The sequence below is a fragment of the Paenibacillus vortex V453 genome (assembly GCF_000193415.1).
Lineage (GTDB): Bacteria > Bacillota > Bacilli > Paenibacillales > Paenibacillaceae > Paenibacillus_AQ > Paenibacillus_AQ glucanolyticus.
Genome location: NZ_ADHJ01000025.1, coordinates 331,360 through 343,646 on the forward strand (window position 1 = coordinate 331,360; position 12,287 = coordinate 343,646).

Consider the following 12,287-nt stretch of genomic DNA (forward strand, 5'->3'; position numbering starts at 1 on the left):
CCAGATTCTCCTCGTTTTGCTCTATGTATCTTTCAGTCCCATGCTATAATGAACAGAAAATTTAAAGCATACGGAACAGGGGCGACAATTATTGAATTCTCCTAAAACCATACTCATCATTGAAGATGAACAGGATATCTCTCGTATTGTGAACGACTATCTGCGTGTTCAGGGATTCAGCGCGTTTATCGCAGAGAATGCCAGTGACGGATTGCGGGAAGTCCGGAACCGTCAGCCGGATTTCATCATTCTTGATCTAACGCTGCCCGATGCCGACGGGATTGAAGTCTGCCGCAAGCTGCGTACGCTGACCGCTGCGCCTATTCTTATCTTAAGTGCTCGAAGCAGCGATACGGACAAAGTGCTGGCTCTGGGTTTTGGCGCGGACGATTATATGACCAAGCCCTTCTCGCTCAGTGAACTGGTCGCACGAGTTCAGGCACATTTGCGCAGACTGGCAGATCCGAAATTTAAGGCAACGACACAGCAATTATTACGATTCGACTCGTTATCGATTGATAAAACAGCCCGCAAGGTCATGGCCGGACATCTCGAGATATCTTTGTCCGCGAAGGAATTCGACCTGCTTTACTTCCTCGCCTCCCATCCTAACCAAGTGTTTACCAAATCCCAGCTGCTGGATCAGGTGTGGGGGTATTCCGCTTTTGTCGAGGATAACACGATTACGGTTTACATTCGGCGGCTCCGCGAGAAACTGGAGCGAAGCGAAATCAAACATTCCTATATCACCACGGTTTGGGGTGTCGGTTATAAATTCGATCCCGAAGAAACGGAGTAACCTCCCATGAATTGGAAATTGTGGTATAGAAAAGTGCGTTTGGTTGCTTGGCTATCTCTTCTTATTATGCTGCTGTCCGTCGGTTGGCTCGTTTGGCCTTCGAACCAACCGACTCCGTCATCCATTGTCAACCATATTCGTGTGCTGACTAATCCGATTGTGCACACCATGGAGAAGGAGCATACCGAACTGCTGCTGTCCGATGCACCGCTTCGGCAGAAATTGAACGACTGGAGCAAGGAGACAACCATCAGCCTCAAGGTTGTGCTTCCGGACGGCACGATGGTCTATGATAGCGATCATTCATCCTTGCCATCCTTGCAGCATATTTATCCGCGTTTTGAACTGGACTATACGCTGCGTATTTCTGACAGCGAACCGCCCGATTATCATCTTGCGTTTCCGCTGCTGGACGCCGAATCCAGCGCCTTAATCGGCTACGCCCAGTTTACTGTTCCTGCGCATGTAATGGCCGCAGCGTTACCCGCCTCGAGCCCGGTTATCCTTGTGCCATGGACGCTGCTTACGCTGGCCTTTTTGACGCTGCTTTATTTATTCTTCTCCATCGGACGCCGGGTGCAGCGCGATCTGGTTCAACCCATCGCCGAGCTTAAGCCTTACGCGGAAGCTATCTTGAAAGGCGATTACGAGCAGCGCGCCGAATGGACGAGCGATAACGAGGTCGGAGAGCTCTATGCCGTCTTTGACCTCATGCGAGAGGAAATTCGTAATTTACATATGCTGCAAGCTGCACATAACCAGTCGCACAAAGAATTGATTTCCAATCTGTCCCATGACTTAAAAACTCCGCTGGCGACCATCAAAGCCTATGTGGATGCGATTCGTGAAGGTATCTGCCCCGATCTGCCCAGCGTGATGGCTTATCTTGAGGTTGTACATGCAAATACCAGCAAAATGGCCGTGCTTGTCGACGATTTGCTGCTGCATGCCCTGCGCGATCTGGAACAGATTGCGGTACATCCACTGGAGCAGTATAGCTCGTCAGCGCTTGAGCCCATATTCCGGACAATGGCCCACTACATTCGTACAATGGGTGTGAACTGCGAAGAGCCCTCCACTATTCCAAACGTCCTTGTCTTTATTGATGCCGTGCGTATCGAGCAGGTCATCGCCAACCTCGTCACAAATGCCCTGAAGCATACCGAGCCCGGGGATACGATCACGCTCGCTGTGGAGGAACAAACCGAATGGTCCTGCTTGCGGATCATCGTCTCTGATACGGGCAGCGGGATTTCTCCGCAGGATATGCCCTTTATCTTCGAGCGTTACTACCAGGGAAGTGTCCCGGACCGCACGAAACTGGCCCAGCGGCACGGGGTCGGACTCGGATTGTCGATTTGTAAATATATCATGGAAGCGCATGGCGGCACGATCGAATTTCACAGCAAACAACAGCAGGGAACAACTTTCTGCTTAACGCTGCCGTTAAGCTGACCCCTGTCATACTTTATTTATAATTTGATAACAAATGTGCAAGAATTGTCCGCTATACTTTGGAAGCTAGTGAAGAAAGGAGACTCTATCATGCCTACAAGCAAAACCATCATGCTGCAAGCTTCCAACTTATGCAAAACCTATACCACCGGCAAGGAGCAGTACCATGCCGTTCGCAATGTCGATCTGTCAATTTACGAAAGAGACTTTACCGTCATTATGGGAGATTCCGGGTCCGGGAAATCGACCTTGCTTTATTTGCTTAGCGGGCTCGACGCGGTCACAGCCGGAGAAGTCCAGCTTCAGGGACAGCAGCTTAATCAATTTTCTGCCAAGGAACTTGCACGCTTTCGTGCCAATCAGATCGGCTTCATCTATCAGAACAGCAATCTTGTACCGGATTTAACCCTGTTCGATAACATTGCTCTGCCTGGTTATATTGCAAACCGGGACAAAGAAGCTGTGAAACAAAGAGCGCACGAACTGATGACAAGCCTCTACCTTGAAAAAGAAGGCAGCCGACTGCCGTCCCAGGTATCCGGTGGTCAGCAGCAACGAGCTGCCATCGCCAGGGCGCTCATCAACAACCCGGATATCGTTTTTGCCGATGAGCCCACCGGCAGTCTCAACTACGAACAAGGCGTTACTGTACTCGACATCCTGAGCGGCATGAATGCCGACGGTCAATCGATTGTCATGGTTACTCACGATATGAAGGCAGCATGCCGCGGCAACCGCCTCATCTACATTCGCGATGGCAAGATTGGCGGAACGCTGGATATGGGGCCTTATGCACCAGAGCAAGCCTCCGAGCGGGAAGCGATGATTTTTGCTTATGTCACCGGGAGGAGGTAGCCCAAGATGCAGGCCATATTGACGCTGTGCTGGGGAAATATTCGCAAGAGAAAAATGCAAAACGCGCTGATTGCACTGCTGATTGCACTGTCTGCGCTGTTAGTCAGCACCGCTTTCATTGTTTTGCAGAATACGGAAAGTGTATTTGAGGAGCGACATTCGGCTGCTCAGGGTGCTCATGAGATCATAAATATGACCCGCGGGCTGCATGATGAACGCATGGTGGCCGAATGGTGGTCAGCCCAGGACGGTGTGAGCGCCTCCAGCTTGGTTCCTTACAAGCCTTGGACTGGCCTCTCTTATAACGGGGAAGAATTGCCCAATCTTTATCTGTATATGATCAATACACCGCCCATGCCTCATGGAGTCAATAACCCCCTCCCTGCTGCAGGTCCAGCCCATCTGACCAAACCGGAAGAAGGTACAGTATGGATACCCACCTCCCTCGCGTACAAATACGGAATGGAGGTCGGGGATGAATTGGTGTTCACCTCCGGGGCAGCCCCGGTACAGTTCACGATTAGTGCCATTGTCATTGACTTGTCTCATGGCGGCCCATTCTCCACCTCGGCCCGCATTTGGATGAACGAAGCCGACTATCAGTCAACCATGGGAGGCCTGTCTACCCCGGAGCAATATATGTTGTCGCTTCGCTTTGCACATCCCGAACAAAGCGAAGCATACTGGCAGCGCTTTGAGCAGGCGCTCGGAACGCCGTTTTTGGAGGAACGCATCTCGTTTGCCGAGTTGTCCGCCTTTTACTTTATCATGAACAAAGTGATTGGCTTCGTTATGAGTTGCCTTGGACTGGTCATGATTGTTGTAGCCCTGCTTACCATCGGGTTTACGATCACGGACACGATCCTTGCCAACTACCGTACCATCGGGATTCTCAAATCGGTCGGTATGTCCTCTGAACGCATTATCGGCACTTATATGCTCCAATACGGTTTCATCACGGGGATCGCCTTGATTCCTGCCCTGATCGGCAGCCGTCTGCTCTCGAATGTCATCATCCAGAATTCTCTCTCCTTCCTCAAATCCGATACAACACCTGTTTCCGTGCAGTCGGTGGGAATCACGATCTGGACCGGCGTCGGCATGCTGTTCATCATCCTGTTATGCGTTGTCCTCTACGCAGGCAAAACACGCCGTATCGAACCGATACAGGCGATCCGATACGGCATGTCAGAGTCTTCGCATTCCCATGCCCATCGTCACGGAACCCGTACCCGGCTGCTGGACCGGTGGTCTGTGCCCGCAGTGATCGGCTGGAAGCATGTGACCGGCAACAAAAAAGGAGCTGCGCTGATCTTTCTGTTAATGAGCATTACCGCGGCTGTGCTCGTTTTTGGCACACTCCTGGTAACCAGTGTCTATCGTATCAGCGAAACCTCGGCCCAATGGGGATATGACGACGCGGATATCGCCATTATGGTGATCAACGGTGAGGGATTGGACCGGACCGACATGCAGTCTTATATCGAGAACGATCCCCGGGTTTTCAGCCTGAATTGGTCCGGTTCGGCCAACGGCGTCATCGCGGAGCCCGGTAGCCATCATCAGGCGACGTTCAGCCTCCCTCTGACCGTTGTGGTGGGCAGCATGGACGAGATGGGATTAGCCTCGCTTTCTGGCCGAAATCCAGTTCTGTCTAATGAAATATCGATTGGAATCAATATTGCCCGCAAATTGCACAAAGGTATTGGCGATACACTCACGATCTACATTGAAGGAAAAGAGCATCAGCTGCTGATCACCGGCACGTTTCAGTCCATTTCCAACTTGTCGAATATAGCCCGGGTCACATCGGAACTTGTCGGTCCATTAAATCCAGATGCGGGGTTTGTTCATCTATGGAACCCGGCGGATAGCGATAAATTTGTCCAACAGCTAAACCAACGTTACGGCCCTGTCATTCAGGCTATGAAGCAGGAGGTGCTGCTTGATTCCGTATTTAAGGAAGCTGCCGCCGTGCTGCTCATTCCGATGAGTATGCTGGCTCTTCTGTTCCTTGCAGTTACGTGCCTGATTGTTTATAGCACTTGCCGACTGCATATTCGCAAGGAAACAAAAACATACGGGATTTATGCTTCGCTTGGCCTGACGGTATCAGACATCCGTCGCGCCTTGACAAGCGGCATTGCCGTACTGGGTGCGCTTGGTGCAATGGTTGGCATGGTGTGCGGCATTTACATACTGCCAGCCGTGCTGCGTGGTTTGCTGTCTGCATACGGCATTGTCAAACTGCCGCTGATCATGGAGTGGCCGCTTGCCATTGGCCTGACATTGATCGCCCTGGTCATCGCCGTCAGCGGCTGCTGGCTGGCATCGCGAACCCTGTGCCGTACCTCCTTACGCGTCCTGGTCACCGATTCATGAGTTCCGTCTTGAGCAGCAGATTCCAGAAGACCAGAACATGCGGGTCATAACCACACAAGTGGACAGCCGTGCATAAGGCTGTTAAAAAACAAGAGACGGCCCCTGAATTCTCGGGAGGCCGTCTCTTCCTATGATATCGTCTAAGTCAGGCTCCACTCTCAAATGGGTACCGAGACTCTTTAGGTACGAGAGAATATCATCGTGTCCAATCCATGATAACCGGAGTTATATGGGCTTCAATCAGACTTGCAGCGATCAGCATCGCCATGACCACAGCAAACAAAGCAGCGCTCTGTCTGGCTTCCTTCCCCCAGGGAATTTTCTCTCGTTGCTTGACCGCCCGTGCGTTAAACAGCAGCATAATGATGGTTGGAATGGAAAACAGAAAACCAGTGCCTGCAATGAGGAGAGCTGCACCCATGTTATTAAGGGCTAGGTTATACCATACTGCCCCCTGTCCCGGACGGTAATATTGCTTGGGGGTTATGTTCACATAGTTGCCTAGCAGAATACCCAGAAACATACCGAGAGAAAAGAGTATGCCTGATTGAATTAAACGTTTTTTTTCTTGTCTCCATACTTTTTTTAGTCATCCTCCGCACCTCTTTTCCTCCCAAACTATATAAAGCGGGCAGACGCTGACCTTCATAGAGTATAGAAGAAATGCATCTGCCGCTTGGGCAGATGCACTTCTTCTCCATGACTACAAGGCAACAGCGTCATCAATCAAACCCAGGTTGATCAGTGTAATCAGAAGACCCCGGACTGGTTCAAGCTCAGGCGTAAATATAGATCCATCGATACGATCGATACTTAATCAGAAGCAGTGTAACAGCCGCTGTGTTCTCATCTATTTCATCGTCCATAGCTTAAGTAAGGATTACATACGTGATGGTTACTAAAACTCATTACATACAACAAATAGAGCCGCAAGTTATGCGGCTCCATAGTCAATTAGAAGAACGATTTCAAACTCTATTCTGATTCGCCTAACGCAATGAAGCCGGTATTTTTATTCCGAGGAGTTTGCCTTCCGCCTGGATGATCACCATATCCCCCGTCTTCAAGGTTGACTCGTGCAGATCTGCACCTGTTGTTACTCTAAAGGCCGGCTTGGCCGTCTGTATGTTAATGCCAAGCAGCGTGCCATTGCGCTGCGCTCGGTACATTCCTTTATCGTATACGTCAATCTGTGAAATCGGAGCGTCACCACTCAACACTACCGGTTGACCATTTGCCAGCTTAACGCCCTTCATTTCCCCTGTCTTATAGTCCCTGTACATCAATCTGTCCTGAACCACGCCAAGTAATATCCACTCTTCACCGTAAGGACTACTCAAGGCTCTCAGTGGCACTTCACCCGTCTTGTAATCGTCAAAAGGATACTCTGCCACCTGATTGCCTTGTTCGATATATAGCTTGCCACCGCTTAGAAATACGCCACCCCGGCCGTACTCGTACGGCGGTTCATGCTCCAGCTTCCAGGTGAATTCGCGGCTTCCCTTCTGAATCCCGCTCTTGAGATTATACGCGTTCACGATTACTTTGCGATCCGGCACGGACTGATAATCGAGTAACTGAGGAGAATAGTAATCAATCGAATATACGAGGCCGTTTTTGATTGTCAGCGCTTCTCCCTGACCGAAATGTCCCCACAGCTTCTTGCCCGTCTTCTTGTCATACGCATTCAACTGAACGGATGAGAGCGCTCCTTGAACCATGAACGTACGGAGAATGACACCATCCGCTTCTTCCAGATAAGCTGTTCCATGTCCATCTGCTAACGGCTCGTTGGCCTCCCACCGCAGTTTGCCTTTCGCACGATCAAATGCAAATGTCACGCTTCCATTGATGGCATAAAGCATGTCGGATGTCGGAATCATTACCTCCGTACGCAGACGTGTATCGATGAATGTGGATGTGCCGGACTTCCATTGCAGCTTTCCTGTCTTGGCATGAAGAGCAAACGGCATATGATCAGCAGACAGCCCATATACGACGCCATTGCCATACGTCACATAAGGCTGTAGATCCTTGCCATAACTCCATAACCGTTTCCCCGTCCTCGCATCGATAGCAATCAATTGTTGGTCGGCGAACGTAAATACTTTCCCTTCCTCAGCGATTGCATGGTGACCTTCATAGGTATCGTACATGTCCAGATAATTGTCTACCTGCATCGTCCAAGATGGCTTTATAGTCGGTACAGAGATATGTGAGGATGCATGCCAGTTTCGGAGCGATAAATCGGCGGTTTCCGCATAAACTTGCGACGGCACTAACGCCATGATTCCTTGTAAAGTAAGTATGCTAGCAACAATACCCGATACAAGACGCTTGCTTCGTCGATTCCTTGGATGTTGGCACCATGGTTTCTTCTTGTTGATCAACATGGGCTGTCCTCCATTCAGTAATAGTTTCTTGTCCTTCGACAATATAACGTGTAATGGCAGGAAAATGTTTCATACACGTTTTTTTGACGCCCGTATACTCCGTAAAAAAACCTGAAACAGATAAGGATAGTTGACATCCAGCGTTGTTGACCACAAATCGGTTATGATCGCTGGAAAAGAAAAAGCAAATAAGAACTGGTCAATCAGGATGATGACTTTACCGTTCTACAGATTGCCCACCATTTCTCCCGGAAGCTCGGATGAGATATGCGTCGGCGTGAGCGCGAACTTCAGATGTCCGAGAATACGAAGCAAATCCCGGACTTGCTGTTCAATATGTTGAAGATTCTGCTCCTACGATTGCTGCAATTTTTACCACCTCTTGCGAGTTAGTATGTTGTTGAGTTAGCAATTTATCCCATGCGTTCCCATTTGAACAGGAAAAATGCCCCCAAGCAGTGTTCGTTCTACTTGTAGGGCACTGTAATGAAATCGAAGCAGTTGATTATGGAGAATTCACCGGTATATATACGCTTTTATCATAGGTTTTAATATAGTGAAATTCGTTCAGCAGCAGAAGCTCCGGCTTCTCGGTTGTCTTGAACGAATAGGTTTGTTCCCGCAGGATATTGCCGTTCTTCAGATCCCAAGGACGTGATTGGGAAATAGATGAAACAGGAACGGTCTTGCCCCCCGCCTGCACGGATACATGTTCCTTCTCCAAGAGGGTAAATTGTTTTCTCGCGATCACGATATCATAACCCGAAGCGGTTGGGGTAACACTTCGAATCCATAACTTCTCATCGCCGATGCGGATCGATTGATCCGATGGTGACGCCAGGGAAATAGGCTTTTCTACCTTCTGATAGCCGCTGAAATTGTTCAGAACCAGTTCTATGGTTTTAACCCTGTCTGTCGGAAGCACGTCAAATTCAAGTTCAAATGCCGGGCTGCCCTTGGGTCCGGAATGATCCGCCCGCATTCCCCACGACTTCACCTCCACCCCATTCACGTAGAGACTCGTCCTGGCTGGAAATCTCGGGGCTCCCTCATACTTCATTTCGTAATGCCCCTTGACGATGGTTGATGTCGGTGAGGCGATAATGGCATCATAGTGAACAGATCCTTGATCGACGGGAATAGCTTGGGCTATGTCTTCTTTAACGATGCTCTTCATCGCTTTGTTCGCTTCAAATTTGAAGGAGATCGGATAGGTAGCTCGCTTTCCATTCTCCAGCCATTCACTGAAGGTCACGGTTAATGTTCGGGAGAATGGACTAACCGGCTCGAATTTATATACGCCTTCAAACTGAGTCTCATCTTGGCTATGATTTCCATTACCTTCCTTCGGGTCTGAATCCGTCAAGAAACCATGAATATGGTTCACGCCGTAGCGAAACGAACCGTTATCCGTAAACACAGATCCATCGGTACGATCGATGGTGTAATACATAAGCAGACCATTATCATCCGCAATCACACCATCAATGGTAATAACCGTGCCGTCATTTAGCGTTTTGCTTTTGTTCACCGTTTGCCCGTACCCCTGCTCCGCCACTTCCGCGAAGCTGAGCGAGCTAAGCTCGATTTTGTTAAGCAGCATGCTTCCGTAATAAGCAAATGCAGGATATTGATAGGTTCCAACAAGCAGCAGGAGTGCCGCGGCTGACGATAACACCCACGTTGCTGCTCGATTCATTTTTTTCTTGCGGGCAGGTGTCTCCTCTAGTGCATGTCGAAGTCTGCCTTCAAGTTCCGGCGGTGCCTGCATCGTACTCATGTCCTGCTTGTGCTCCTCTAATCTCTCCTCGATCGTCCTCATAACGATCACCTCCGATCATAGCTTTCAGCTTAAGTATTCCTTGCGAAATTCTGGATTTAATCGTACCTATCGGCGTACCGGTTATGTCCGCAATGGCCTGATACGGAAGATCGTGCACGTACCGAAGTTCAATCGCTTCCCGCTGCCGTGGATTCAGATGAGACAGCAGCTCCTGCATATTCAGTTCAGACTCCGTCAAACGATATGGATTATCCTCAATTAATGCAGTAAGCACGGATTCCTGCTCATCTCCGAGTGGAAGAAATCGTTCTTTTTTGCGGAGTAATGTTTTGCAGCGATTGACCAGGATGGTCTTGCTCCAACTGTAGAAGGCTTCCCCCTTTTTCAGTTGTTCCAGCTTCTCGTAAAGTGTAACAATCATGTCCTCCATGGCATCCATCGCATCATACTCATTCCCCATGTAGCTATATGCCAGGCGATAATAAGCGTCCTGTTCGGCCAGGATGAGCTGTAATAAAGCTTCTTTGTTGCCTCTTTGGGCTTGTCTGACAAGACGGCTTACGTTCATATGGTCCCCCCTCTTCATAGATAAGAGATCGCAGTCATAACAAAAGTTCATTTCGCACAAAAAAACCTCCACAACCAATCTCGATGGGAAGCGGATATCCTTTCCCTAAGAGGTTGCGGAGGTCTTTTAAATCCATTACACAATGCCGATTTCAGAGCTTAATGCAGCCTGGACGGGTTCTGCTGCTGCGTTATTTTCAGTTTCACCGGGGTTACGTCATCACCGTTCGGGTCTACCACTTTCAGCGTAGACATGGTGGATAACACTTGTCCTCGGATCGCTTGTAAATATTCCTGACGAAGCTGCTGCTGCTCGTCTTGTTCTGCCGGGGTCAGACCTTCGTTTTTTTGTCTTGCGGCTAAGCTCATTAATTCTATGCAATGAAGGAATGGTCATCGTTATCATTCATCCTTCCGTCTATCAGGTTGTACCTGTCAGTTTACTGTAAAAAAACCATACGTGCAATAGACGCATTCTTCCTGATAGAGATCACGCTGCCTATTTATGGCGTTGCACAGTGGGATAGTTCTACGACCTTGGTCGCAACGTTATGAACGAATTCGCTGTCATGTTCTACGAACAGAAGTGTCGGCTTGTATTCGAGCAGCAGCTCTTCAATCTGCATCCTTGAGATCACATCTACGAAATTAAGCGGCTCATCCCAAACATACAAGTGTGCTCTTTCGCTAAGGCTTCTGGCGATTAATACCTTCTTCTTCTGACCGCCGCTGTATGTGGCCATGTCCTTCTCGAATTGCAGTCTGGAGAAATCAAGCTTGCGCAAGATGGATTTAAACAGGCTCTCATCAATGCCGTGGCTTTTTGCGTAATCGGACAAATCGTCTTGAAGATGGGATGTGTCTTGGGATACATAGGATATTTGCAGCTGGGTGTCCTTCTGGAACCCTCCGCTGTATGAAATATCCTCGCCACAGATCAGCTTCATGAAACTGGACTTGCCGGAACCGTTCGCTCCGGACAGCGCAACCCGCTCCCCTCGCTCGATCTCGAACGACACATCCTCGCTTACTTGGTGCCCATCGTAGTAGATCGACACATGATCCAGCTCAGCGAGACGCTCCTTGTGATAATGAAGCGGGGCAATTTGCAAGCTCTCCGCGCTCTCGATATTCTTGAGAAGTTTGCTCTTCTCCTCAATGGCGGACTGCTGCCGTTGTTCGATGGCTTTCGAACGTTTCATCATTTTGGCTGCCTTGTGGCCGATGTAGCCTTTGTCTACTTTGGAGCCTGAATTTCTCGTGCCGTTCTTGGTGCTCTCCACTTCATGCGACCAGCCGCTGGTCCGCCTGGCGGATTCCGACAATCGCTGAACATCCCGCTTCAGCTTCTCGTTCTGCGCCAGCTCGAATTGATCCTGTCGCTGCTTGTTCTCCCACCATGTCGAGAAGTTCCCTTTCTGGATTTCAATATTTGTTTTGTTGATGGATAAGATATGATCCACACAGCGATCCAGAAAGGCCCGGTCATGAGAGACCAGGATATATCCGCTTTTTCGGCCAAGGTAATCGGCAACCAGTTGTCTCGCATGCAAGTCGAGGTGGTTCGTTGGCTCGTCAATCAGCAAGAAACGGTTCTCCTTAATAAATAGTGTTGCGAGAAGCACCTTGGTCTGCTCACCGTTAGATAACGTCTCGAACGGACGATACAGGACATCCTCCGAGATCTTCAACCAGTTTAGCTCTCGAACGAGCTTCCAGTGCAAATAGTCCGGATGCACCTCTTCAATTACGTCGATCGTAAGATATTCTTTATGCTCGACCTCGAACGGAAAATACTCGAATTCAACGCTTGCGGAGATCGTCCCGCTATACTCGAGCTCTCCTAACAGGAGACGGAGGAACGTGGTCTTGCCTCTGCCGTTTCTGCCGGTAAATCCTAATTTCCAATCGGTATCAATCTGGAAATGAACGTTCTCAAAAATGTTATCGTAAGTGCCTTCGTAGGCAAACGTCAAGTTCGAAACTTGAATCTGTGACATCAAAATCGACCTCCAACTGAGTGTTGGCGAGAATATCTACCTTCGATCCCGCC

10 protein-coding genes are annotated in these 12,287 nt (G+C 49.4%); 4 read left to right on the forward strand and 6 right to left on the reverse strand.

The window, feature by feature from the left end; all coding sequences use genetic code 11:
- Positions 1-91 precede the first annotated feature (91 nt).
- From PVOR_RS16455 to PVOR_RS16470, 4 genes are all read left to right on the forward strand, one after another.
- On the forward strand, positions 92-799 hold the full coding sequence (locus tag PVOR_RS16455; protein WP_006210520.1) for a response regulator transcription factor: 708 nt from the start codon (positions 92-94) through the stop codon (positions 797-799).
- Between the two features lie 6 nt (positions 800-805).
- Positions 806-2,254: a HAMP domain-containing sensor histidine kinase gene (locus PVOR_RS16460; RefSeq protein ID WP_006210521.1), complete on the forward strand. Its 1,449-nt coding sequence runs from the start codon at positions 806-808 to the stop codon at positions 2,252-2,254.
- 90 nt (positions 2,255-2,344) lie between these two features.
- Positions 2,345-3,109, forward strand: a complete 765-nt coding sequence (locus tag PVOR_RS16465) for an ABC transporter ATP-binding protein (RefSeq protein ID WP_006210522.1) — start codon at positions 2,345-2,347, stop codon at positions 3,107-3,109.
- Positions 3,110-3,115: 6 nt separating this feature from the next.
- Positions 3,116-5,491, forward strand: coding sequence for an ABC transporter permease (locus PVOR_RS16470; protein ID WP_006210523.1), 2,376 nt, complete (start codon positions 3,116-3,118; stop codon positions 5,489-5,491).
- Positions 5,492-5,687: 196 nt separating this feature from the next.
- Here PVOR_RS16470 and PVOR_RS16475 read toward each other — a convergent pair whose 3' ends face one another.
- From PVOR_RS16475 to PVOR_RS16500, 6 genes are all read right to left on the reverse strand, one after another.
- Entirely contained in the window at positions 5,688-6,014 is a 327-nt protein-coding gene (locus PVOR_RS16475) for a hypothetical protein (RefSeq protein ID WP_006210524.1), read from the reverse strand.
- A 466-nt stretch (positions 6,015-6,480) separates the two neighbouring features.
- Entirely contained in the window at positions 6,481-7,884 is a 1,404-nt protein-coding gene (locus PVOR_RS16480; RefSeq protein ID WP_006210525.1) for an outer membrane protein assembly factor BamB family protein, read from the reverse strand.
- Between the two features lie 505 nt (positions 7,885-8,389).
- On the reverse strand, positions 8,390-9,706 hold the full coding sequence (locus PVOR_RS16485) for a DUF4179 domain-containing protein (protein WP_040680674.1): 1,317 nt from the start codon (positions 9,704-9,706) through the stop codon (positions 8,390-8,392).
- Positions 9,633-10,235 carry an RNA polymerase sigma factor gene (locus PVOR_RS16490; protein ID WP_006210527.1) on the reverse strand — a complete coding sequence of 201 codons (603 nt, stop codon included), beginning with the start codon at positions 10,233-10,235 and terminating at the stop codon, positions 9,633-9,635. The genes PVOR_RS16485 and PVOR_RS16490 overlap by 74 nt, the downstream gene beginning before the upstream one ends.
- A 158-nt stretch (positions 10,236-10,393) precedes the next feature.
- A complete protein-coding gene (locus PVOR_RS16495) occupies positions 10,394-10,603 on the reverse strand; it encodes a DUF896 domain-containing protein (protein ID WP_006210528.1) in 210 nt (69 codons plus the stop codon).
- 134 nt (positions 10,604-10,737) lie between these two features.
- Positions 10,738-12,234 carry an Lsa family ABC-F type ribosomal protection protein gene (locus PVOR_RS16500; RefSeq protein WP_006210529.1) on the reverse strand — a complete coding sequence of 499 codons (1,497 nt, stop codon included), beginning with the start codon at positions 12,232-12,234 and terminating at the stop codon, positions 10,738-10,740.
- Positions 12,235-12,287 lie beyond the last annotated feature (53 nt).

What these genes read in the sequence shown, in the direction of transcription:
- PVOR_RS16460 (WP_006210521.1), top strand. Translation starts at nt 806, where the DNA reads ATGAATTGGAAATTGTGGTATAGAAAAGTGCGTTTGGTTGCTTGGCTA.
- PVOR_RS16465 (WP_006210522.1), top strand. Translation starts at nt 2,345, where the DNA reads ATGCCTACAAGCAAAACCATCATGCTGCAAGCTTCCAACTTATGCAAA.
- PVOR_RS16470 (WP_006210523.1), top strand. Translation starts at nt 3,116, where the DNA reads ATGCAGGCCATATTGACGCTGTGCTGGGGAAATATTCGCAAGAGAAAA.
- PVOR_RS16475 (WP_006210524.1), bottom strand. Translation starts at nt 6,014, where the DNA reads ATGTTTCTGGGTATTCTGCTAGGCAACTATGTGAACATAACCCCCAAG.
- PVOR_RS16480 (WP_006210525.1), bottom strand. Translation starts at nt 7,884, where the DNA reads ATGTTGATCAACAAGAAGAAACCATGGTGCCAACATCCAAGGAATCGA.
- PVOR_RS16485 (WP_040680674.1), bottom strand. Translation starts at nt 9,706, where the DNA reads ATGAGGACGATCGAGGAGAGATTAGAGGAGCACAAGCAGGACATGAGT.
- PVOR_RS16490 (WP_006210527.1), bottom strand. Translation starts at nt 10,235, where the DNA reads ATGAACGTAAGCCGTCTTGTCAGACAAGCCCAAAGAGGCAACAAAGAA.
- PVOR_RS16495 (WP_006210528.1), bottom strand. Translation starts at nt 10,603, where the DNA reads ATGAGCTTAGCCGCAAGACAAAAAAACGAAGGTCTGACCCCGGCAGAA.
- PVOR_RS16500 (WP_006210529.1), bottom strand. Translation starts at nt 12,234, where the DNA reads ATGTCACAGATTCAAGTTTCGAACTTGACGTTTGCCTACGAAGGCACT.